Origin of the sequence: Rossellomorea aquimaris, assembly GCF_020172085.1 — a bacterium.
In the GTDB taxonomy this organism is placed as follows: Bacteria; Bacillota; Bacilli; order Bacillales; family Bacillaceae_B; genus Rossellomorea; species Rossellomorea aquimaris_E.
Genome location: NZ_JAIVAT010000003.1, coordinates 1,288,977 through 1,311,402 on the forward strand (window position 1 = coordinate 1,288,977; position 22,426 = coordinate 1,311,402).

Genomic DNA, 22,426 nt, shown 5'->3' on the forward strand with positions numbered 1-22,426 from the left:
ACCCTGTCCATAATAAACAGGGCTAAGGCCTATTCGTCTTTCTTCGCAATAAATGTTTCTACACCTTGAGAACGGATCATGGCGATTTTGTCTTTGGATGCTTCCTCATCGGTGATGACCAGGTCCAACTTTGATAATGAGTGCATGCCTGTAAAGAGCTCAACACCCAATTTTGTATGCTCCATCAGAGCGATGACCTTCCTTGAGTTCTCAAAGATTGTCCGGTGGAATATGGCCACTTCCGGTGTTGCGGTACTCAATCCTCGAGCCGAAATTCCACCTGCTGTTGCAAAGCTTAAGTCGAGGGTGAATTGACGTGCAAATTCATTTGCCAAGCTATCTGTAATGTTACCGGATGATTTTACTTTGCCTCCCATGAGGTAGGTTTGGATATTAGAGAATTCCCTTAAATGATAGGCGATTTCCACGGAATTGGTCACTACTGTGAATGGAATATGTATAGGAAGATATTTCAGCAGGACATAATGAATCGATGCCCCACCAATAAATACCGTTTCATCTTCCTTAATATGAAGGGCTGCCGCTTTAGCAATGGCATTTTGCTCATTTGTCCCCTCTCCGTAACGCTTGGCAGGTGCCTGAGGCATTGTTCTGACTTTCGGGTTGGGGATGGCTCCCCCATGGGTCCGCTTGATTAACCCGTCTTCCTCCATGATCGATAGATCCCTTCGGATGGAATCGATGGAAACATTGAATTCCTCTGCTAAGTCTTTGGCTAATACCCGACCAACCTTCTCTACCTTTTCTAAAATCTTTTCCCGTCTTTCCTCGGAAAACATAAGATCCCTCCTTTATCAGTTTTCATTTTCATTCATGAATTATATTCTTTTTTATGCTTTTTTGTGAATGTATATTCATTTTATGGTAATAGTTGGATTGCAGTCAAGAAGAATATGTATTTTAATGATTACAAAGTAATAAGAAAGAACGCACTCGAAAAGTGCGTTCTTTCTTGAAAATATATGATGACTATAACATTCGTTCATCTTTGCCGAGGATCAATTCAATCTGTTCCTTCATAACGGAACGGTCACGGTACTCGAACAGACCAATTCCATTGCCCCAAGGATCCTGAAATGTTGCCCACTTTACAGGTACCTCTTCCCTTTCATGAATTTCAAAATGTTCAATATTGAGAAGGGATTTTAACCTCACCCTTTCATTCCTAATACTTTCAATACCCAATCGAATGGGTCCGGATTGTGGAGAAGGATTCCCTTCTGCCACTTGAAGCCAGCAACCCGGGAGGATTTGCCATTCTGCAAATCCTTTGTGAGGGATGAAATCCGGCTCACGATTGAATAGGATCTTGTACCACGCTTGTCCTTTTGACATATCCTTTACCCGGACTTGCACGGTCATCTCATAAATCATGAAATCTCCCTTTCTTTACCTAATACTTACCAAATTAGATGGCCCAGTTTCCATCACGAAAAATAGGAATCTTTCTTCCATCATGGCAAACACCGTCTATGTTCATGGTTGCAGAACCAATCATGAAGTCTTCATGCACCACACTTTCATTGAGTCCTTTTTCCTCACGCTCCTCGTCGGATAGAATGTTACCGTCTCTTATACAAGTAGGGTAAGAGGAACCGATTGCTAAATGATTCGATGCATTTTCATCAAATAAGGTGTTGTAGAATAAGACACCAGAGTCTGAAATGGGTGACTGATGCGGGACGAGTGCCACCTCTCCAAGGTAGGCTGCGCCTTCATCAGTCTCGATTAATTTCCTTAAGATTTCTTCGCCCGTTTCAGCGCTGGCCTCCGTGATTTCCCCATTGACAAAAGTGAGAACGAATCCGTCTATTACATTCCCGTTATAGGCAAGGGGTTTGGTGCTTGATACCGTTCCATTTACCCCTGTTTTCACAGGTACGGTATAAACCTCTTCAGTCGGCATATTGGCTATGAAACGTTGTCCCTGCGGAGTGCTGCTCGCACCGGTAAGCCATATATGATCTTCATGAAGTTCGATGGACAGGTCCGTCCCTGAATCCTGGTAGTATAGCGTCTTGAGTCCAAGTGAATTGAGTTGGGCCGCTTTATCGGACAACGTTTGGATATGGGATTTCCATGCGGAAACTGGGTCAGGTTGATCGATACGGACCGAAGAGAAGATCCGGTCCCAAAGAGTTGGAACCCTTTCCGATTTAGGAAGCTCAGGAAATACTTTATCGGCCCATTTTTGTGAAGGGATGGCGACAATGGACCAGCTGATCTCGTCCTTTTCGATTGCTTCATAGAATCGATCAAGTGCATCACCGCTCGCTTTCTCGTAATGGAGGATACGGTCTGGATCTATTCCCTTCAGAAGGTCCGGATCATTGGCCTCTATTTGCAGGAACGCTCCTTTCAAGTCCACAACCCATTCATGGGCACCAGCAAGCCAGCTTGGATATTCATGAAAGACATCATCCCGTGCCATTTCATAATGGGTTCTCATAATTTCTTCATCATACCATTGAACATGTACATTTCTTGCTCCTGCAAGATAGGCTTCCTTCACAACAATACGCACAAAGTCCTCTGTACCGATTGGTGCGGAGATCCAAAGCGGTTGATCGTTCTGTATGTTGACACCAACCTTGATGGCAAGTTGGGCAAATTTTTTTACTTTATCTTGAAATGCATGGTGTAAGTTCATTCCGAATTCTCCTATTCCAGTATTCTATTAATGTAAGATTTCATTTTTTCATAGGTTTCTTGCAATGACTCGGATGGCTCTATGATATCGGCGTTTCCATAGAATAATTCACCAAATCGGGCAGCTTCTTCATTTCGTGGAATGATGTGCATATGATAATGAGTCAACTCATTGAATATGCCTCCATTCTGACAAATCGTCACTCCATTTGGTTGATATAAGGCGTGGATGGCTTTAGTTACGAGTTGTGATGCCTTCATGATGGAGAGACTTTCCTCTGGATTGATATCTGTCACTTCTGCTCTATGTTTCTTGGGCAGTATCAATGTATGTCCTGCGTGATGTGGAACATGATCCAACAAACAGGTGATATGCTCATTTTTGTAAATGATAAATACTTTCTCTTTTTGGTTTGCAAGGCGGCAGCCAAGGCAATTTTTCATCGGAGCTCCTCCAGTCAGCAAATGGTCAAAGGTATTTTCTTTGTGCGTGTTGAACTTTGTAAATAGAGAACAACTGGTTTCCCATATCATATCACGGAATGGAAAGAAGGTCAGAAAATAATGGAAATGACATTGCTGAATGAAAGTCATGCAGAAGATTATTGGAAGCTTAGGCTGGAAATGCTCAAACAAAGCCCTTCAAGCTTCGGCAGCAGCTATGAAGAAGCAGTGAATCGGCAGAATCCAATTGAAACGACAAAAGAACGGCTCACAACCCAAGGAATCTCTACGTTTGGTTATTATACAGGGGAGAAATTGGTGGGAACTGTAACGATGGTGCGTGAAGAAGCGATGAAGATGAACCATAAAGCATCCATTTATGCTATGTATGTTTCTCCTTTGTACCGTGGACAAGGTTTGGCGAGAAGACTGATTGAAGCGGCAATTGAACATGCTAAAGAAACGGAAGGGATCGAACAACTCCTGCTTACAGTCGTTACAACCAACGATACAGCACGGGGTTTATATCTTTCATGTGGCTTCAAGCCTTATGGAACGGAGAAAAGAGCATTGAAATATAACGGGGAATACCACGATGAGGAGTTGATGCTTTTATTTCTCTAGTTTCCCCTGCATTTATATTTCTTAATAGTGCATGATATTGAATTACTTGAAAAAACGGTGGGTCTCCAGCATGAGATTCACCGTTTTTTTACCAAACATGATAGTCAAAGCTGATCAATAGGAAAGCTACAACAAATACTGATACTATCAATGCCCTGATAGGATTTAGAAGATGGAGACGAAGCATCGGGAACATGATACAGTAAAAAAGAACCGTCCACCATAAATTCCATCCTTCAAAATAGTCAATCGAATCCGTCTTTCCGGCAGCCCATTCCGTCAGAGTGGCAACACCTATATATTTCAAATAATAGATAATCTTGATTCTCCATTCTTCAGGATAATGACTTAAGAACAGAACGACAAGACAAGGATATGCCACCATCGTGTATAGGGTATCCGTTACAAACATATTGACAAAGAAACCATCCAATTCCCAAACAGACTTCATTGTATAGCTAAGATACTGATAAAACATATTGAAAAAACTAAAGTAATAGATGGTTGGGAGAAATTCTCTCCACCTATTCCACGATCCCCATTTCAAGGAACTTAATACGACCAGTATGATAACGACAATATGAAACATGGGCTCCCCCCATAGCACGATACATTAATAGGTCATAGTGTACCCTTAAATATGGAAATTTACTCCCAAATGGGTTTAAGCAGCTTTTCCTATTTGCCTGAAGAAAATAAATCCGATACTTTGTTACTGAATTCTCTTAAAAAGTAAAGATAATCCTTTCCTCCATAGTTATAGCGTTTATTATACATCTTTGCCACAACAACATTCAGAGATGGGATGATAAGAAGTGTTGGGCCGGTGACACCTAGAATCTGATAGGAACCACGGGGCACACGGTCCCCGATTTCACTTTTCATTCTCGGAGTCCCTTGAACATACCAGAAAAAGCCGTTATCGGGGAGGGAAGAATCAGCGTAGCGACCATTCTGGATAGAGGTGGATCGTTCGATTACCTCAGCGGGAACAATCTGTTCTCCGTCTATCCTCCCCTTTTGCAGATGCAGTAGACCCCAAAGGGCAAATTCACGCGGACTGACGAAAAGGTTTTTTTCTGTACCATCATTTGTTGTCCCAATTCCTGAAAGCGGAGGTTCGTTTACTTCTCCGATTATGTTCACAAGGTTTTCATCTTTTTCTGTTACCCAGCCTGTTTGTTCCAAGCCTAGCTTAGAAAATACCCGTTCTTCCAGTAGCTGTGGGAACCCTTTACCGTAAAGATTGGCTATCAATTTGGTCATGATATCCACGCCGATGTTACGATAAGCCCAAGACGTTCCAGTCCTGAACTCTCGGAAACAATGACCATGTTCATCTACATCAAGTCCGTGGGAATGGGTTAAGAGGTGACGAATCGTCGTATCCTTGAATAGCTTTGAGTCCAAATCGGTCGTATATCGGGTAATAGGATCATCTAGGCTCTCGATGTATCTATCATATAATGCATAGGCAGCGGCAAGTCCTAAATAGCTTTTCCTGGCAGAAGCCACATTGAACCGGGAATCAGCCTGGACGTGGCGAGCATTCTCTTCATGAGAATGCCTGCCACTATAATGCTCCATCACGACTTGATTATCCTTAATGATATATAGTGCTGCAGCTGAGCTACCGTTTTTATCCTTGATGTCTTCCACCCAGTAAATCAGTTCTTCTTCCTGCTGTACCGATTGTTTATTCACTTACCATTCCACTCTTGGGCAAGCATTCCGTAAACGACATGATCCACATAGTGATCATAAATCCATTCCCTTTGCCTCAGCTTTCCTTCTTCAACAAATCCCAGCCTTTCCGGGATAGCGCGGCTCCGTTGGTTGTGCTCAGCTGCGGTAATTTCAACTTTATTCATTTTATAATGGCCGAAGGCGTAGTTCGTCAATCCTTTTGCAACGGTTGTCATAATACCCTTCCCTTGATATCCTTCACCTAGCCAATAACCGATGTATGCAACTTTATTTGACCAATCCAGTACGTTGAAACCAGCTACACCCACAATTTCCTCTTCATATACGATTGCAGCCGTCAAACTTTTATTATTGGCAAACCCAGATCGAGTCCCCTTAATGAACTCCTTTGTATCTTCCACTGTTTTCGAGTAATCCACCCAAGGCAGCCACTCTCGCAAGTAGGATCTGGAACCGTCAGTCAGTTCGAAAACCCGTTCAGCGTCCTGAAGATCGAGTAATCTTAGTTCAAGTTTGTCATTCAGTTTATATGTAAACATGTTCATTCCTCCTTATCGTTGGTTGGTCGGACTGTTAACTTTCATGAAATTCTTCACAACTTCTTGAAAGAGATCTGCTTCCTCATAATGAGGGGTGTGGCCACTTTGTTTGAAATGGACGATCTCTCCATTTTGGGCATCCCTTTTGAATGTGGTGATATGCTCATCACATGTCACTGGATCGTACTCCCCGGTCAAAAGAAGCATGGGTGATTTAATGGATTTAATCTTATCTAACAAACTGGAAAAAATGATGCCTTCCTCTCGGAGTAGTTGATAGTGATAATCCGAGCGATCGTAGAATGCATCCCACTCTTCTTCGGAATAAGTGACATAATAGTCTGTAGGGTTATCGAAATTATGTGTATAGATTTGCATTCGATTTTCACCTAGTTCGTCACTTAGCTTCATGTAGATTTCAGTAAACTCTCTTGGAGAAAGGTCTTCATCGATTAAACGCAATGCTTGTTCCTGCAGTTCTGTTTGGTTGTATTTTTCGAACAGGTAGGCCGTTTTCTTGAGAAGTCCCTTGGAAGTCAGGGTGAAGTCAAAAGTCGGGCATTCAAATAGGACGTTCTCGATTGAATTCGGATACTGTGAAACATAAGCCAGGGCAAGAAAACCGCCAAAAGAATGCCCAAGGATAGACCATCGCTTAATTCCCAACTCCATCCTCAGTGCTTCACAGTCCTCAATGAGATCCTGAAATCCAAAGGATTCTCCCTCCATAATGGCTTCGGAACGGCATACACCTCGCTGGTCGATCGTTACAAGAAATAGGTCCTTACTTAGACGATCACGCTGATGAAATGAGAAGTCATAACAGCTCTCCCCTGGTCCACCGTGTAAATATAACAGTGCCGGATTGGCTCTCGACCCATAAGTTTCAACATGTAATCCCTTCCCCTGTATGGTCATGGTATTTGCTTTCATTTTAAATAAACTCCTTTGTCAATCATTTTCCCACACTCTCCCTTCGAGAGAACGGGGGAAAAATCCTTCATTCGACTCTTTTTCATCACAATTCTATTCAATTTCATGTGATTTTGTGGAATGCAATTCACAGAAAAGTCATTTTCTTTAGATTATTTAAAGGTTTGTTTTACCTTCCCTTTTCCTTCATTCACATCGATTTCCCCAAATGCTCCATTGATGAACGTCATCTGTGGTGGCTGATGACCGCAGTCGATGTCATATACCACTGGAAGTTGCAGCTCATCTGCAAGTTCATGATAAAGATCTTCGACTGAGTAATCTCCCACTGGCGTATTGGCTGCACTTCTTCCGAATAAAAGTCCGAAAGTCTGGTCGAACCATCCGGCCATTTTCATCTGAACCAGTGTACGGCGCAGATCAGCAGTATTCAACTCACAGTTTTCAAAGTACCAAATGATAGGTTCACCATCTATATGGTTCTCTCTGAAAGAAGCAACATCTCCGTACGGTGTACCGATAAGGTGCCTGTTAACATCAATGCATCCCCCTAGTAACCGTCCCTCAAGTTTCACTGTGCTGTCTCCGACGGTTTTCCATTGTGTAGGCTCCGTTAGATGAAATACATGTGGAGAAGGTTGCTCATGTTTCCACTCTTTCTGATAATGCGGTGAAGAAAATTGAGTGATCGATGCTCCTTTTGCTGTCGTAAGTACAGAGTCCCATTTTGCCGTCGTGGAATCGGTAGATTCTCCTCTTAGGTCGATAAGGTTGGTCCCGTGTGCGGTGGCCAATCCTGTCTTAAGAGTCAAGGCAAGTAGTAGGACACTGATATCGGAATATCCAAGCACCCACTTCGGTTGGATTTGGTTATAATCAATTAAATCAAGGATTTCGATGAGCAGCTCTCCTCCCCAAGGCGGTATGATGAGAGAGATCGACTCGTCCTGCAACATTGCATTCAATTCAGCTGCCCGGTCTTGCTGTGGAGAAGACTTAGCTTTATGCTGCGTCCAAACGGTGTTCCCACACCTTACTTCATACCCTCTCCTTTCCATCCGCACAATCGCTTCATTCAGGAGATCATGCAACTCTTCCCGAACCCCCGAGGAAGGTGCAGTTACTCCTACAGTAGAATGATTGTTTAAAAAAGGATACCTAATCATCCATATTCCCTCCCAACAGTTTACCCGATTTTACCAGATTGATAGAATACAAACAAGAATTATTTTCCATTTTTAGGGGACGGACCTTTGATCCTGATATTATGGTAAACCCGGATTGGCACAATAGAGGTCCGTCCCTCGGAGGGGTGCGACAATTATTTACAATAATTTGAACGATTTGAAAAGGTTCAGGGGATTGTGGGTGTTTGAAGGGTTTGTATGGTAGAATGATTTGGTTGCGTAAAACTGGTTTATGGAGGTACTATTTTGAAAAAGAAAACGGTGAAGCAAAGCCTGGCGGTTTTGATGATATCCTTTATGGCCATGACGCCCTTTCAGCAGACGGCCCATGGAAAGTCAACGCTTGAAATCAATGCAGATGCTGCCATTTTAGTAGAAGCAGATACAGGAAAGATTGTTTATAGCGAACATGAAGACGAGCCGCTCGGTATTGCCAGCATGACGAAAATGATGACGGAATACCTGGTGTTGGAAGCGATTGAAAAAGGAAAAATAGACTGGGATCAAACGTATAAAGTAAGCGATAAAGTGTATCAATTAGCCAACGCCCCAGGGTTGAGCAATGTCCCCCTAAGGGCAGATGAAGAGTATACGGTAAGAGAATTATATGATGCTATGGTGATCAAATCCGGAAATGGTGCAGCAATCGCCCTTTCAGAAGTGGTGGCAGGTTCAGAGGGCAAATTTGTTAAAATGATGAATGCCAAAGCAAAGGAACTTGGCTTTGAACATTATCATTTCGTCAATTCTTCAGGACTCAGCAATTACGATATGCTGGGGATGTACCCCGAAGGAACTGGTGTGAATGATGAGAATATGGTTTCAGCGGAAGATATGGCCACACTGGCGTACTATCTTATTCACGATTTCCCTGAAGTACTGGAAACATCCAGTCTTACTTCAAAGGTATTCAGGCCCGGTACCAGTGAAGAATTGGTCATGAAAAATACAAATGGCCTATTAAAGGGGAAATCCTATCATTACAAGGGTGCCGACGGATTGAAAACAGGCACCACTCCCTTTGCCGGCTCTACATTTACCGGGACGGCAGAAAGAAACGGTGTCCGTTATATATCAGTCATTCTGGACGCAAAGGACGAGTACAATCAACCAAGCAGTGCAGAACGATTTATTCAATCACGAGAACTCCTTGACTACGGTTTCAAACAATTTGAGACTGTAACCTATGGTTTGGATAATGTGGAAACGAATAAAGAACACACACTTCCGGTTCCTAATGGCAAAGACCAGGAAGTAACCATTAAAATTAAAAAACCTCTTTCTCTTCGGGTATTGAAGCAGGATGAAGACAAAGTGAAAACTACATTGACTCTTGATAAAGAGAAAGTCAACGAAGATGGCTCCCTTCAGGCACCAATTGAAAAAGGAGAAAAGATTGGGGAATTGGTAGTCGATACACAGGAAAAGACAGAATACATCTTCGATAAGAAGGTACCATCATTTACAGTGGATGTTTATGCATCTGAATCGGTTAAAAAAGCCAGCTGGCTTGTAAGAAGTGCACGAAGCATTCAAGACTTTTTGGGTGATCTTTTCTAAATGTCCGGCTTTTTACTTCAAGCAAAAGATTTAGAGTTGCTTTTCTATCCCATTCGTGTCAAGCTTAGCTAAGTCAAGGATTCAGAAAGCAGGTGGCATTATGATCGAAGTGAAAATATCGTCCCTCAGTGAAGGCGATCTTAATCGTGGAGTTTTTGCAAAAAGAGATATAGCCAAAGGAGAGCTGGTTCATGAAGCACCGGTCATCCCATACCCTAACGAGGAACATGAGCATATTGAGAAAACATTCCTCGCGGATTATGTATTTGAATATGGCATCAACCATACAGCACTTCTATTAGGATATGGGATGTTGTTCAACCATTCATACACACCGAATACCGTTTATGAAATTAATTTTGATAATCATACTTTCGACTTTTATGCCTATAAAGACATTCAGGCTGGAGAAGAACTGCTTATTAATTATAACGGTGAAGTGGATAATGATGACCCACTTTGGTTCAATAAAGATAAGAGTGACGATGAATAACTAAACAAAAAGGGACTTCCAATCGGAGGTCCCTTTTTACTTTTCCTCGTTTGCAATAAAAAATGAACGTCTGGAAAAGAGCAGCCACCTGCCCGACTCACGTGAAATCTGTTCAGACGTTTCAATACCCCTTCGACGTATACATACATTCCACACCATTTCTATGCAGAGGGACGGACCTCGAAATTTGACCTATGTGGGAGAAAGTATCTGCATAAATACTATATTTTTCATTCAAATAGCAGGTTAATTCGAGGTCCGTCCCTCTTCCAACTTTGCAAGGATCCTTCTTTTGCGATAAAGCATGCGCCCTGTTTCCCCGATGTCTTTGATCATGGATTTGTTGATGAAGGATCCGAATAGGATTCCTGCTATAGGGATCATCTGGAAGAGTTTTTTCCATCCGAAGTTGTCCCTGAAGCTGATCATTACTTCCCTCCATCCTTGGATCTGGGAAAGAGTTTGCTCTCTTTTTCTCGTATCACTTCCATCGAAGTCTTCGAGTTCTGAGAGAATCGCTTGTTTACCTACAATATCAGAAGAAACGAATTGGAGACATTTAATGATGAATATCCGCTCCTCCTGATCATTCGGATCATATCCATAGCATAAAGCGATTTCCTGTAAGGTTTTAAGTGATATTCCCAAAATGAATGGGATATCTATACTTAATGTCAGGAATCCGCCGATGCCAGTTGTGGCTCCCTGTGTCATCGCCACTTTTTTTCTAATCCCCACTAATTCTTCGCTCACTTCATCCATATGAAAAAGGGGGAGAGCAGCGATATCCCTTGCTGTTAGAGAGGTAGATCCTGATTTCTTGGTGAATTTCTTCAACACATCCTTCTCACTTGTCAGATGACTGCCGCCTTTTTGTATATAACTCCCGATTTCATCCAGTGCCTGCCCGAGCTTTTTATGTACCATTCGAGGCGTGATTCGATCAAGGATCAAGAATGGAATTCGTCCGATTTTCTCCCAGAACCACAATCCTTTTTGATCTTCCGCCCATTTATTGACTGCATCGAGTTCCTGTAAAAGGGCGTCCCTCGTTTCTGTTTGAAGCATGCTCCTTCTCCTTTCTGTGGTAAAAAAATAACAGGCATTTAAGCCTGTTATTGCATTCCTATTAAACCAGATCACTCGTTCTTTCTTCCAATATCTCAACTTTGATGGTACGTACGCGGCGGTTATCCACTTCTTCTACACTCACCTTTAAATTCTCATAATCAAAGCTGTCCCCTTCTGATGGAAGGTCTTCGAAACTTTCGACCACCCAGCCTCCAATGGTATGATAAGAACTTTCCGGCTCCGGTACATCAAGAAGTTCTGTGAATTCGTCTAATTGATATTGAGAATCGAAACGATATTCTTTATCACTGATTTTCTTCATGGAATGTGTCTTTTCGTCCTGTTCATCCCAAATTTCCCCTACGATTTCTTCAAGAATATCTTCAAGGGTAATGATTCCCGTCGTTCCCCCAAACTCATCGACGACAACGGCCATATGGACATTGTTCTTTTGAAGCTTGGTGAGGAGCGAGGAAATCTTGGCAGATTCAAAGATAAACATCGGTTCACGGATCAATTCGCGTATGTTTACCTCCCCGAACTTGATCAAGTGGGTGAAGAACTCTTTCTCCGACAGAATTCCGATGACATTGTCTATATGATCCTCATAAACCGGTATACGTGAAAAGCGCTCTTCGAAGAACATTTCTTTGATTTCTTCAATCGGCTGGTTCACTTCGACAGCCTTAACGTCAATCCGGGGCGTAAGGACCTCGGTTGCAAGGATTTCATCGAAGTCCATGGAGCGGTGAATCAACTCCCTCTCTTCTTTATCAATGACTCCTTCTTCTTCACTAATATCAAGCATCACTTTTAATTCTTCCTCCGTGACAGACGGCATTTCATGATCTTTCGAGAAGAACTTCGATACGAGCTCCTTTAATTTGATAAAAAAGAAGTTGATCGGTGTAAGGATTTTTATTAGGAAGTACAGCACGCCAGATATGGTCAGGGAATAGGACTCAGCGTTTTCCTTAGCCAGTGATTTCGGAAGGATTTCCCCGAATATCAAAATTAACAGTGTCATGAAAAACGTACTGATGATAAGACCCGTGTTTCCTCCGAAAATATCTGTTGCAAGCTTGGCTGAAATACTGGCAGCGGCAATGTTTACGATGTTATTTCCAACTAATATCGTAGACAGGGCTTTGTCAAAGTTCTCAGCAATATAATGCGCTTTAATGCTTCCTCTTCTTCCTTCACTTACGAAATTCTTTAGTCTAATCTTGTTCACACTGGAGTAAGCCGTTTCCGCCGATGAGAAAAAGGCAGATAAAAGAACTAATGCTCCTAATAATACTAATGAATTCAGTGGTATATCGTCCAAAAAAAAGTCACTCTCCTGTAGTTGCTTATCTATTATGCTGGGTTAACCCGAAAATACCATTAAGGTTTGAAACAAGGTCAATGCCTGTGGGGAGACTTGCTTCAACATGCGCTTGCGTTCCTCTGTCCCCAAAGTATCCATGGCTTGAAGGACTTCATGAAGTTCCTTATGAAGATGCTTCATTTCATTTCGTATATGTTCGACCTGTTTTTCCAAAATGGAGCGGTCCACTTGCTTGGATTTCAGTAACATCATTCGATCTTTAATTTCATGTAATGTCATATTCATCTGCTGACACTGTTCAATCAGCTTTAAGTCGTCTACTGTCTCTTCATGATAATATCGATAATTATTGTTTGAGCGGTCGCATTTCAGTAATCCCATCTTCGTGTAATAATCAATGGTCCGCTTTGAAACGTTGCTTAGTTTGGATAGCTCGCCTATTCGATATAATTTCCCAAGATATCACCTCTAGAGTAGTATACTTTATTTTAATAAAACCGTACAGTTAAACGTTACGGTTTTATTAAAAGGATGCAACGAACCTTCACGACTATTGATGTGTGAAATGATCATTCATGCGAAATGGTAGAAAATGAAGGACAATAGCTAGTACGATCAACAGCAGTCCAATCGATAAGAATAACCAACACAATAGATTTCCACCTGCAGTCGGAGACGTCGAAATGATGAGACCGAGTGCAATCTCCACCACTCCAGTAAGGGTGAAGAATATTCGAATACCCGATCTATTAAATGTCCTGAATCCGATCAGAACGATCAGATAACTTGTACTGATGATCATCATGCCTGGAAAAAATGGTGAAAATTTCGCAGCGTATACAAAGAAATCAAGGCCGACAATATCAGCTTGACCTTCAACTACACCATGAATCATACCGCTGATTGGAGTCGAATACCTCCACTCCCATGGTTGATCGAGTAGAGCACTCCCCTCATACCAAGAAACCAAAGTAGCAAAAACCAATACCCCTACCCCAACACCTAACTGTGACCAAAACCTAATCGACATAACTTCCTCCTTTTCCTTTTGAGGGACGGACCTCAAAAAATGCTTCTATTTAAGCGATAAAACGTGTAATATCAAGGTATTGCCGGTGAAAATGGCTTACGGATCGAGGTCCGTCCCTCCATTTAAAATCATTTTGACTATTGCGAAGTATTCTCTAATGAAATAGTTGGCTGTTATGTATAAAGGGGATTCACTTCCAAGTCCGGTACTGTTCAGGGCCAGCTCTTCCCCGATTTTTTCGGCTCGGTAGGTGTGGTAATCGCTTGTGACGATGACGACCTTCTTATTAAGTAATCCCTCTTTTTCAAGAATGAGCCTCGAGTTTCGTAAATTCTCATATGTAGTGGTCGATGATGTATCATATAAAATACGATTTTTCTGAATACCCCGCTCTATTAAATAGGCTCCCATTGCTTCTGCTTCGGGTATAGCCTCACCGGGACCCTGTCCACCAGATACGATGACTGGTACATTTTCATGGGTCTTAAGCAATTCTAATCCCTTCTCCAACCTCTCTCTTAATGTATTGGACAGGTCATACCCATTCAATCCCGCACCAAGAATGATGACGGCATCCGTATCTTGGTCCTTTATTTGATGGGATTCAACGGCATTTTTTATGATTACTCCTTCAATGATGCCAAAGGATATACTAAATAGAAGAAACGCGGAGAAGATGGTTCGATAGGCTATCTGATTATGTTTCTTTCCTGATTTCTTATAAGAGCCGTGGAATGCAAAGTACAATATAACACTTTGTACAATACCTGCCACGAATAGTAACCCGAAAGTCGCTCCAGTAATAAGAAATAGCATCGTGAACGCGAGTATCATTAAGATCTCATATGTAAGAATCTTTTTCATTCGTTCTCCTTTCAAGAAAAGGATTTCCAGCTTTCTTTCCCATTCAGTAGCTCACCATTTATTCCATAGACCCTCACTCTTGGCCATTTTTGATTCCACTTCTTTTTTTCTAGCCTACTCTCATAAATGGCTGCTAACGATTCTTTTTCGATAAAGAAGGGAGTCGGCTTTATCTTTAAGGTAATCAAATCCTCTATTCCCCACGGGCATGCGATCATAAGCTCATTCTCGTTATTCAGCTTCAATGCAATCGAGGTGGACGTTTCTGGGAAACGGGCTACAGCGTCGATAGTGGAACGATAAGGCGACTCGCCATTTAGAATATGCATTCTTGCCTGATTTTTAACGGACCAAGGTTCTTCCGGAGCGATATTCTTCAGTGTTGATTCCATTTGTTTTTCAAATTGTTCATCTATATTAAAGGGATCATAATATACGACATCGATATCCGGTAAGTCCGTTCTCTTCGGATACTCATGAAGTGTATCCCACACCTTTGATCTGACAAAGCCAGCGCAGATCCACCAATCCGGAAGATTTAATGTTTTGGCAATCTCTAAGATACGCATCATGGAAGGATCATTTTTCACTAGGTTCACGATATCTTTCTCAGTTTGAATCACTATATTCCCCCTATAATTTGAATATGTTCTGGATATTAACTTATTTTACCATAATAAAGTTGGCCAGAATGACTATTTCGGTGCAATGAAAAAAATGTCAGGAAGCTTCTCCTGACATTTCTTCATCATTGTCCGCCACTGAACCAGCTTCCCGCTTTCACACGCTCTTCTTCCTGAAGCTGCCGTTCATGATGATTTCCCGCCTCGAAAGAATTTTGTGAGAACTTACGTCTAATTAGACCGCTTATGACACCAAATCCAACAGCAATACCAATGATCCACCAAAGCATCTGCTTCACTCCCATCTTTTGGAAATTAGTCTGTTTCCTATATATACGAGTGAACGTTGATGAAAGTTTCAAAAAAATGTAATTTCCGCAAAAAAACGCAGCCCTTTTTTCAAATAGGCTGCGTTTTCATTATTATTCTGTTGCTTCCTGTTCTTCTTCTTGATTTTCAAGTTGATCGGCATTCCGCACTTTCTCTTCGGTTGAGGAGTTGAAATAGCCGTCTTTTTCATATTGTTTTTTGAGCTCGAAGTATTTGTCCATGGCTCTTTTGGCAATGTTTTTGTTCACGTATGGATCTTTATCTTGATGTGAATACGGCAGTACCACTGAGAAAGCTACTTCTGGGTTGTCGTATGGTGCATACCCGATTAGTGTAGTGTTGTATGTGTCATACTGTCTCTTTGCTTCTGGACTGTAGTAAAACGCTTCTGCAGTACCGGATTTTGCTGCAGCATTATATGGTGCACTTTTGAAAATGGTTGCTGTACCATTACTTCCGTGTGCAACTTGGTAAAAGCCTCTTTGAACTTGTAGAATTTCTCTTTCACTTGCATCAATTCGATTTAAGACTTTCGATTCATTTTCATAAATCAATGGTCCGACCTTTTCTCTCTCCTGGCTTGGCTCCCTGATTTCCTTCATTAAATGAGGCTCCATCCTGAAACCTCCATTAGCGATTGTAGACGCATATTGTACAAGCTGCATGGGTGTATATAAATCGTATTGCCCGATGGCGAAATCCATTAATTTACCCGGTTCTCTTTCTGTCCCTTTTAATCCTTCTACCTCACCAGGCAAGTCGATGCCAGTCTTTACACCAAGTCCAAACTGACTATAGTAATTTCGCATCGTATCAAAGGCTTTTGGATCCATATCAATTGGTTGGTCTCTTCTGTATACACCACCAGCGATTTTAATTGCTGTTTTGAACATGTATACATTGGATGAGATTTCGAGTGCTTGTATATCACTCAGATACCTAGAACCACTAAACCAAGATTTCTTAGTTTCAGTGCTTTTAATCTTAAGGGGTTCATCATACAGCACATCCCCAACATTCAATGCCCCGCTCATATACCCCGTCAACACAGTAGCACCCTTAACCGCCGATCCTACCCCATATTCTGAAGTGTATGTTCCTAAAGCATAATCCTGTAATTCAGTCTTTCCGTCAGCATCTTTTCCATACTTCTTTCCGACCATGGAAAGGATTTCACCTGTGTGGGGATCCATCATGACGACAAATGCACGGTCCAGGAATGGAGATTCCCAATATTGAGAGGCTTGTTTACTAAGCTCTTCCTCCACAATTTTCTCAATCTCTTTCTGCAGCTGAAGGTCGATGGTCAAAACGACGTCTTTTCCACTATGACCTTCGCTTACGAGCTGCGTATCAAGCACACTCCCATTTTTCGTAATATATTCGATTTCTTCTTTTTGTCCCTTTAATACGTTTTCATACTCTGATTCGAAATAACTCGTTCCAACCCGATCGTTCAAGGCATATCCCTGAGCTTTATATTCTTTTACAAGTTCGCTCGGAAGTCCTTGTTGTGATGTGGACACTCTTCCCAAGATCGTTCGCAGCGTACTATCATTCACATACTTCCTTTCCCAGTCTGTTGTGACATTTACGCCGGGCATTTCAGTTAAACGTTCACTCACCCTCGCCATCTCTTCCATTGATACATCCTTATTCTTGATGATCTGCGGACTGAGTGCATATCCCGTATTAAATTCACGGAATATTGCCAGGACTTCTTCTTCCTTTTCTGTAAATGATTCAATATCCTTCTTGGTGATCCTGTCAAGCTGCATGTTATAAATCTTTTTGTTTCTGTCATCCTCTGCCAGATCTTCATCATCTTCCAGCTTCTTTATTTCTTCCTTGGACACCAGCTTTTCAGCTTTGTCGGGATGAGTGAGGAGCCAGAAATCCTGACGGTCTCGATCGGTAATTTTATCTGTGTCCATCTCGATCAGACCAGCTAATGTCTCAGCTACCTTTAGCATATCTTTAGGTTTTGTCGTTTGCGTTCTCGTGTACGTAATGGCATTCAGAGGGACGTTGTCCACAATGACATTTCGATAACGGTCATAGATCTTTCCTCTCGGAGGTGTTCCATTATGGGATTTCACATTTTCTGTTCTGGCGACCTCTGCTTCATAATGGTTTCCCTTCACGATTTGCACAATTCCAAGTCGAAGAATCAGAATTGAAAATAGAAAAAAGACCGATATAAACAGCAGATTCATTCTCAATGGGACATGGGTTTTTTTCTTTTTCTTCTTTTCCTTCAATTATAATAACCCCTTTTAAGCTCGTATTTTACCAAATTATGATAATCTTCTAGTCCTATTTTATAGAAATATCGACTATAATTCTACCTCTATATGGAACAAATTCCATTTAATTTACTCTATTGGATGTTGATTCTTCTGATGGAAGGGAGATGAAATCAAAGAAGTAGTAGCGTGAAGGTGATGCGAAAATTGTCGAAGGAGGAATATAGACAAAGGGGGACCTTTCTTTTAGAATATAGTCGAAGAATAGGTGCAGAAAAATGAAACCAAAGCTCTCCATTATGCGTAGAATTGGTAACTAGATGAATGAGAGGTTGAATGGCTGTTATGTTTAGTAAACTGATGTGCAGGTTCGGTATCGGGGCAACAAAGATTGATCTGGTATTAAACAAGAAGGAGTTTCGCCCAGGGGATGTTATCAAGGGAGAATATGAGCTTAAGGGCGGACGGGTCGAACAGAAATTAAAAAGGATCGAGACGGACCTTTTGCAGTATAATCACACGTTTGATCGTTCTTCTGTTCTTCATCAGAATACCATATTAAGTTCATCAACGATGAAAGCGAACGAACAACGCACCATTCACTTTTCGTGCAGACTTTCTGATTCATTCCCACCCTCTAGCGAGACGGTCTCTTATAAATTCGTAACACGACTTGTCTTTGATGACGGTGTGAACAGCGTCGATCATGATGATTTTGAGATATCAGTTTAATAATATAAAACGAAAGCCCCTCTCGTCAGAAGGGCTTTTTTAATATGCGAAAGACGTTAAGACTCATTTCTTACCAATTGAAAATCCATGAAATAATCTACCGCCATGTGCTTCAAGTACAGAATCAACCAACCCCACCACTGCATGCTTGTCATTGCTTCGATAGAATTGTTCGAACGCCTCTACAAATTCATTGGCAAAGTGCGGATCATACTCGTTTAAAGCACGGACAATCCATTTTGAAGAGCCGATCCATTGTCCGTTCGTCCTCAGAACAAACTCATGAAGTGCCTCTGCTACTGTACCCGCGATGAAAATGCTTTCCGGTCTATTTGTCGATCCGATTAAATCATCGAGGGCGTCCGTAAGAAAATATCGCTTCATTTGTATGGTTTGTGCCGACCAGTTTGGAGGTCCGTCCCTCAATAAGGCTCTCGCCTCACTTTTGAGTGGGGATAAGAGAGGATGATCCACGAGGGGAATTCCTTCTGAAACCATTCTCGGTAAGGATGGACGCGCTCTTTTGCAGTCTGATTCAAAATAGTGTCGGATGGTGTTCTCATTATGCACGAATACTTCAATGGGCCATCCATTTACAATAAGAGATTCACGGTATTCAGAGAGGAGTTGATGATCGATGACGACGATATCAAGATCCGATGTGGATGTCTCTTCCCCTCTTACGACACTACCTGCGAGAATGGCGGCTTGACAGCTGGAGTAGTGTTCCTCGATAAATTGCTTGGCTGCCTCAATTGCCGGTGGTCTGACCATACGGTTCCCTCTTTTCATTTCCAAAGATTAATCCTTCCATATCTAACAATCCCTTTACTGTTATATCCGGTTGTACCTCACCCGGGGCTACATAATCGTGCCTATTAATCCATAACGTTTCCATTCCAACGGAGTTTGCCCCAGAGATATCAGTAAAATAGTTGTCACCAATAAAAAGTGTTCTCGAAGCTTCCACTTTAAAGAGATCCAGGGAGTGTTGAAATATCCCTTTATGAGGTTTGAATATACCAATCCTTTCGGAAACAATGACCGATGACTCCGGGAAAATATTCGTTAAAGCAAGGCGCTCAATCTTATCGTAAACATTGAAGACCGTTCCATTCGTGACAATCCCTACCTGTATCTCCCTCGATAATCGAGATAAGAACTGGATTGTTTTATGTTGGGGGCTGATTTGTTGTAAATACGAAGTTTGAAAGCCCTTAACCATCTGGTGTAAAAGTTCAGAGTCGGCCGTTATGTTAAAATCCATCAAGGTATTATTAAGCCTCATGATTGAAAATTCTTCAAAATTGATTTCCTTTAATGCAAATTTAGACCATAATAGATGATTGTGCTTTGTAAATGTATGAAAGAATTCAGTCTGATTGATCTCTGCTAAAATGGGGAAATTCTGAAGTGTTTCATCAACTCCTCTTTTATAAGCCCCTGAGTGATCAAACAATGTATCATCTAAATCAAATAAGAATACATCATAGTTTTGAAGTAAGAGAGGTTTCATAAGAGCGTACTTCCTTTTCGATTAATGGGTATAAGCCGGAAGGAATAAGAAGAACTGAATTTATCACTAAAGTGATTCATTATAGTCTCTTTTTTCATTTCGTCGGCCGATGGTGTGTCCGATCACGAATCCTATGATCAGGATAAAAAGATAATCAGTTTCAAATCCGTTCGTGAGAAAGCCTGTAATTCCCCATCCCAAAATGGAACCCAATATCACTAGGAATAAAGATTTCATATTATGGTCATCCTCCCTGATAAAATCCGATTACTGTCAGGAGCCCGACTCCCAGGATGGTAGTCATGACTCCGGAAAGTAAAACAATGAGAATTGTGCGCCTTTTCTTTGTTTCAAACCATATGCTGAGCGCGATGACAATCGTGACAATGATTCCAAATAAAAATGCAGCATAAGGATTTGTAGGTGCAAGAAGATCATGCCAATTTAACCAGGACATACATTCCACTCCTTAAATGAATTTCATATCTAGTGAACAGGAACAAAACTAGAGTGAATGGTTAAAAATTAAGCATTAATAACTATCATTATATCAAAAACCAACCATAAATTGGATGTTTAAATCGATATAAAGTAACCGCCTGAAAGCCTAGAAATATTTACTATGTGCCGATTTGATAGGTTTTCTGTCGTGGTGGTAACAACTACCTGTTTTAAAATTCACAGAATTATATTTCAATAGAACTATGAAAACTTTAAAACTTTTATCTATCTTATTGTTGTCTGTCACTTTAGTCATAGGTTATGGCGGTTCTTCCAAGGTATCCGCTGCAGGTACTTACACGGTTACATACGGAGATACAATGTGGAAAATTGCTGTAAAAAATCAGGTAGGTGTATCCGAGTTAATTTCAGCAAATCCCCAAATCAGTAATCCGAATATGATTTATCCTGGTCAAAGTTTGAACATTCCAGGAGTCAATGCCACTGCTCAAAGTTACACATATGAAGTGGTGAAACTAGTGAACGTCGAACGTTCTAAAGTAGGTTTACCTCCATTGAAAGAGAATTGGGAATTATCCCGTGTCGCCCGTTATAAGTCTGAAGACATGATCGAGAAGAATTACTTCAGCCACACATCCCCGACATACGGTTCCCCTTTCCAAATGATGCAGGATTTTGGTATCTCTTATCAAGCGGCGGGTGAAAACATTGCTGCAGGACAAAGAACGCCTGCGGAAGTAGTCGAAGCGTGGATGAATAGCGAAGGCCACAGAAAAAATATCCTTTCCCCGACGTATACTGAAATCGGAGTGGGATATGTGAAAGGTGGATCGTACGGTCATTATTGGACACAAATGTTTATTAAAAGGTAAATAAGTAAAGGGAGAAGTTCCATAGAGAGATGACTCTGGTATTCTACCAGGGTCATTTTTTGATTAATATATCTCTCTCACATTGAATATATCGTATTATTATATCTACATTGGAAGGCATTGACAGCAGGGGATCTAATACGAGAGTTTCAGTAGGGTTGCTACTGATGGATAATGGATTTTTAGGGGAGGTATCCATCGAAATAAACGATGGGTCTCCCCTTTCCTTAATAAACGGATTGGTGAATCTCAAGAATGATTGTAAAACCATTCGGGTATGTAGGGATGACTTGATGAACATACACTGAATGTGTACCGAGTTCCTCCCTTTTTTCAGTAACTATCTCTTGTAACAAGTCGGAGAGTGACTCATCCTTCTCCACTTCTACATCTATAAACATTTGATCTTTCACATCTTCACCTCCCTCATCTCTTTACGTGTGAGAAATGGATAAAGTTTCAAATCTCTTTATCTCACAGCATAAAAAAATAGAGCCAACACGAATGTTGACTCTTTCTGGATTAGAATGTTTGTGCTAAATCCTTTGCTCTTGCAATGGCATTTTCTTTAATTTCTTCCGCTTTATCAGGCATGGCTGCATGTCCCTCTACGAATAAGCCTTCGAACGAAGGAACGCCGTAGAATTGCATCATCACTTCAAGGTAACGGTGTCCCATTTCCATCGCGGCAGCCGGCCCCTCAGAGTAAATCCCGCCTCGTGCTTGAATATGAAGAGCCTTTTTGTCCGTCAGAAGACCGACAGGACCTTGCTCTGTATATTTGAAGGCTTTACCTGCAACTGAAACAGAATCAATATAGGCTTTCATTACTGGAGGGAATGAGAAATTCCAAAACGGTGTCACAAAAATATATTTATCAGCTTCGACAAACTGATCGGATAGTTCACCAAGTCGCCCTACCTTTGCTTGTTCATCCTGTGAAAGCTCTTCAAATCCCTTACCGGTCTGCAATTTACCCCAGCCGCTGAAAACGTCAGCATCGATATGAGGGATGTTTTCTTTGTATAAGTCCACATTTACAACCTCATGTGCAGGATTTGCTTCTTTATAGGCATCTATAAACGCCTTCCCTACAGCCATGCTGTAAGATTGTGTATCATCGTGGGGATGAGCGGTAATATATAAAACTTTTGTCATGTTGAATCTTCCCTTTCTGAATGTAAAATTGTACA

Annotated in this window: 28 protein-coding genes; 5 read left to right on the forward strand and 23 right to left on the reverse strand. The window is 41.5% G+C overall.

Annotation, left to right across the window (positions count from 1 at the left end; translation table 11 throughout):
- Positions 1 to 29 precede the first annotated feature (29 nt).
- The 4 genes from LCL96_RS07445 to LCL96_RS07460 all read right to left on the reverse strand — a co-directional run bounded on the left by LCL96_RS07445 (position 30) and on the right by LCL96_RS07460 (position 3,114).
- The gene (locus tag LCL96_RS07445) at positions 30 to 800 is read right to left on the reverse strand and encodes a DeoR/GlpR family DNA-binding transcription regulator (RefSeq protein ID WP_224940770.1); all 771 of its coding nucleotides are present in this window, start codon (positions 798 to 800) and stop codon (positions 30 to 32) included.
- 190 nt (positions 801 to 990) lie between these two features.
- Positions 991 to 1,395, reverse strand: a complete 405-nt coding sequence (locus tag LCL96_RS07450; protein ID WP_224940771.1) for a VOC family protein — start codon at positions 1,393 to 1,395, stop codon at positions 991 to 993.
- Positions 1,396 to 1,429: 34 nt separating this feature from the next.
- Positions 1,430 to 2,671 carry an aminopeptidase gene (locus tag LCL96_RS07455; protein WP_224940772.1) on the reverse strand — a complete coding sequence of 414 codons (1,242 nt, stop codon included), beginning with the start codon at positions 2,669 to 2,671 and terminating at the stop codon, positions 1,430 to 1,432.
- Between the two features lie 11 nt (positions 2,672 to 2,682).
- Positions 2,683 to 3,114 (reverse strand): HIT family protein, encoded by a 432-nt coding sequence (locus LCL96_RS07460; RefSeq protein ID WP_224940773.1) that lies wholly within the window; start codon positions 3,112 to 3,114, stop codon positions 2,683 to 2,685.
- A gap of 120 nt (positions 3,115 to 3,234) precedes the next feature.
- Between LCL96_RS07460 and LCL96_RS07465 the strand changes: the two genes are divergently transcribed.
- On the forward strand, positions 3,235 to 3,738 hold the full coding sequence (locus LCL96_RS07465; RefSeq protein WP_224940774.1) for a GNAT family N-acetyltransferase: 504 nt from the start codon (positions 3,235 to 3,237) through the stop codon (positions 3,736 to 3,738).
- Between the two features lie 88 nt (positions 3,739 to 3,826).
- On the opposite strand, the gene LCL96_RS07470 is transcribed toward LCL96_RS07465, so the two are convergent.
- The 5 genes from LCL96_RS07470 to LCL96_RS07490 form a co-directional block, all read right to left on the reverse strand.
- Positions 3,827 to 4,327, reverse strand: a complete 501-nt coding sequence (locus LCL96_RS07470; protein WP_224940775.1) for a CBO0543 family protein — start codon at positions 4,325 to 4,327, stop codon at positions 3,827 to 3,829.
- 89 nt (positions 4,328 to 4,416) lie between these two features.
- On the reverse strand, positions 4,417 to 5,442 hold the full coding sequence (locus LCL96_RS07475) for a serine hydrolase domain-containing protein (protein ID WP_224940776.1): 1,026 nt from the start codon (positions 5,440 to 5,442) through the stop codon (positions 4,417 to 4,419).
- Positions 5,439 to 5,984 (reverse strand): GNAT family N-acetyltransferase, encoded by a 546-nt coding sequence (locus LCL96_RS07480; RefSeq protein ID WP_224940777.1) that lies wholly within the window; start codon positions 5,982 to 5,984, stop codon positions 5,439 to 5,441. The genes LCL96_RS07475 and LCL96_RS07480 overlap by 4 nt, the downstream gene beginning before the upstream one ends.
- Before the next feature lie 12 nt (positions 5,985 to 5,996).
- Complete coding sequence (locus LCL96_RS07485; protein ID WP_224940778.1) at positions 5,997 to 6,917, reverse strand: alpha/beta fold hydrolase; 921 nt, start codon at positions 6,915 to 6,917, stop codon at positions 5,997 to 5,999.
- Between the two features lie 152 nt (positions 6,918 to 7,069).
- Positions 7,070 to 8,083, reverse strand: coding sequence for a S66 peptidase family protein (locus tag LCL96_RS07490; protein WP_224940779.1), 1,014 nt, complete (start codon positions 8,081 to 8,083; stop codon positions 7,070 to 7,072).
- A 267-nt stretch (positions 8,084 to 8,350) separates the two neighbouring features.
- Between LCL96_RS07490 and LCL96_RS07495 the strand changes: the two genes are divergently transcribed.
- Together LCL96_RS07495 and LCL96_RS07500 are read left to right on the forward strand one after the other, a co-directional pair.
- Positions 8,351 to 9,664 carry a D-alanyl-D-alanine carboxypeptidase family protein gene (locus LCL96_RS07495; protein ID WP_224940780.1) on the forward strand — a complete coding sequence of 438 codons (1,314 nt, stop codon included), beginning with the start codon at positions 8,351 to 8,353 and terminating at the stop codon, positions 9,662 to 9,664.
- 100 nt (positions 9,665 to 9,764) lie between these two features.
- Complete coding sequence (locus LCL96_RS07500) at positions 9,765 to 10,157, forward strand: SET domain-containing protein (RefSeq protein ID WP_224940781.1); 393 nt, start codon at positions 9,765 to 9,767, stop codon at positions 10,155 to 10,157.
- A gap of 246 nt (positions 10,158 to 10,403) precedes the next feature.
- On the opposite strand, the gene LCL96_RS07505 is transcribed toward LCL96_RS07500, so the two are convergent.
- The 8 genes from LCL96_RS07505 to LCL96_RS07540 form a co-directional block, all read right to left on the reverse strand.
- Positions 10,404 to 11,225, reverse strand: coding sequence for an EcsC family protein (locus tag LCL96_RS07505; protein ID WP_224940782.1), 822 nt, complete (start codon positions 11,223 to 11,225; stop codon positions 10,404 to 10,406).
- Between the two features lie 61 nt (positions 11,226 to 11,286).
- On the reverse strand, positions 11,287 to 12,555 hold the full coding sequence (locus LCL96_RS07510; RefSeq protein WP_224940783.1) for a hemolysin family protein: 1,269 nt from the start codon (positions 12,553 to 12,555) through the stop codon (positions 11,287 to 11,289).
- Positions 12,556 to 12,597: 42 nt separating this feature from the next.
- Positions 12,598 to 12,999, reverse strand: coding sequence for a MerR family transcriptional regulator (locus LCL96_RS07515; RefSeq protein ID WP_224941333.1), 402 nt, complete (start codon positions 12,997 to 12,999; stop codon positions 12,598 to 12,600).
- A gap of 109 nt (positions 13,000 to 13,108) precedes the next feature.
- Complete coding sequence (locus tag LCL96_RS07520; RefSeq protein WP_224940784.1) at positions 13,109 to 13,588, reverse strand: YjdJ family protein; 480 nt, start codon at positions 13,586 to 13,588, stop codon at positions 13,109 to 13,111.
- 96 nt (positions 13,589 to 13,684) lie between these two features.
- Positions 13,685 to 14,452, reverse strand: a complete 768-nt coding sequence (locus LCL96_RS07525) for a YdcF family protein (RefSeq protein ID WP_224940785.1) — start codon at positions 14,450 to 14,452, stop codon at positions 13,685 to 13,687.
- Between the two features lie 11 nt (positions 14,453 to 14,463).
- The gene (locus tag LCL96_RS07530) at positions 14,464 to 15,078 is read right to left on the reverse strand and encodes a nucleotidyltransferase family protein (RefSeq protein ID WP_224941334.1); all 615 of its coding nucleotides are present in this window, start codon (positions 15,076 to 15,078) and stop codon (positions 14,464 to 14,466) included.
- A gap of 122 nt (positions 15,079 to 15,200) precedes the next feature.
- Positions 15,201 to 15,365, reverse strand: a complete 165-nt coding sequence (locus tag LCL96_RS07535) for a hypothetical protein (RefSeq protein WP_224940786.1) — start codon at positions 15,363 to 15,365, stop codon at positions 15,201 to 15,203.
- Between the two features lie 132 nt (positions 15,366 to 15,497).
- Entirely contained in the window at positions 15,498 to 17,621 is a 2,124-nt protein-coding gene (locus tag LCL96_RS07540; RefSeq protein WP_224941335.1) for a peptidoglycan D,D-transpeptidase FtsI family protein, read from the reverse strand.
- Positions 17,622 to 17,987: 366 nt separating this feature from the next.
- Here LCL96_RS07540 and LCL96_RS07545 point away from each other — a divergent pair, with 366 nt between their 5' ends.
- Positions 17,988 to 18,383: a sporulation protein gene (locus tag LCL96_RS07545; RefSeq protein WP_224940787.1), complete on the forward strand. Its 396-nt coding sequence runs from the start codon at positions 17,988 to 17,990 to the stop codon at positions 18,381 to 18,383.
- A gap of 63 nt (positions 18,384 to 18,446) precedes the next feature.
- Here the strand turns inward: LCL96_RS07545 and LCL96_RS07550 are convergent, their stop codons facing one another.
- From LCL96_RS07550 to LCL96_RS07565, 4 genes are all read right to left on the reverse strand, one after another.
- A complete protein-coding gene (locus LCL96_RS07550; RefSeq protein ID WP_224940788.1) occupies positions 18,447 to 19,157 on the reverse strand; it encodes a nucleotidyltransferase domain-containing protein in 711 nt (236 codons plus the stop codon).
- On the reverse strand, positions 19,135 to 19,899 hold the full coding sequence (locus tag LCL96_RS07555; protein ID WP_224940789.1) for an HAD family hydrolase: 765 nt from the start codon (positions 19,897 to 19,899) through the stop codon (positions 19,135 to 19,137). Before LCL96_RS07555 ends, LCL96_RS07550 begins: the two co-directional genes overlap by 23 nt.
- Before the next feature lie 66 nt (positions 19,900 to 19,965).
- On the reverse strand, positions 19,966 to 20,136 hold the full coding sequence (locus LCL96_RS07560; protein ID WP_224940790.1) for a tRNA U-34 5-methylaminomethyl-2-thiouridine biosynthesis protein: 171 nt from the start codon (positions 20,134 to 20,136) through the stop codon (positions 19,966 to 19,968).
- A 7-nt stretch (positions 20,137 to 20,143) separates the two neighbouring features.
- Positions 20,144 to 20,356: a hypothetical protein gene (locus tag LCL96_RS07565; RefSeq protein ID WP_224940791.1), complete on the reverse strand. Its 213-nt coding sequence runs from the start codon at positions 20,354 to 20,356 to the stop codon at positions 20,144 to 20,146.
- A 247-nt stretch (positions 20,357 to 20,603) separates the two neighbouring features.
- Between LCL96_RS07565 and safA the strand changes: the two genes are divergently transcribed.
- Positions 20,604 to 21,233 (forward strand): SafA/ExsA family spore coat assembly protein, encoded by a 630-nt coding sequence (gene safA, locus LCL96_RS07570; protein WP_224940792.1) that lies wholly within the window; start codon positions 20,604 to 20,606, stop codon positions 21,231 to 21,233.
- A 227-nt stretch (positions 21,234 to 21,460) separates the two neighbouring features.
- Here safA and LCL96_RS07575 read toward each other — a convergent pair whose 3' ends face one another.
- On the reverse strand, positions 21,461 to 21,646 hold the full coding sequence (locus LCL96_RS07575; RefSeq protein ID WP_224940793.1) for a hypothetical protein: 186 nt from the start codon (positions 21,644 to 21,646) through the stop codon (positions 21,461 to 21,463).
- 109 nt (positions 21,647 to 21,755) lie between these two features.
- Complete coding sequence (locus LCL96_RS07580) at positions 21,756 to 22,391, reverse strand: FMN-dependent NADH-azoreductase (protein ID WP_224940794.1); 636 nt, start codon at positions 22,389 to 22,391, stop codon at positions 21,756 to 21,758.
- Positions 22,392 to 22,426 lie beyond the last annotated feature (35 nt).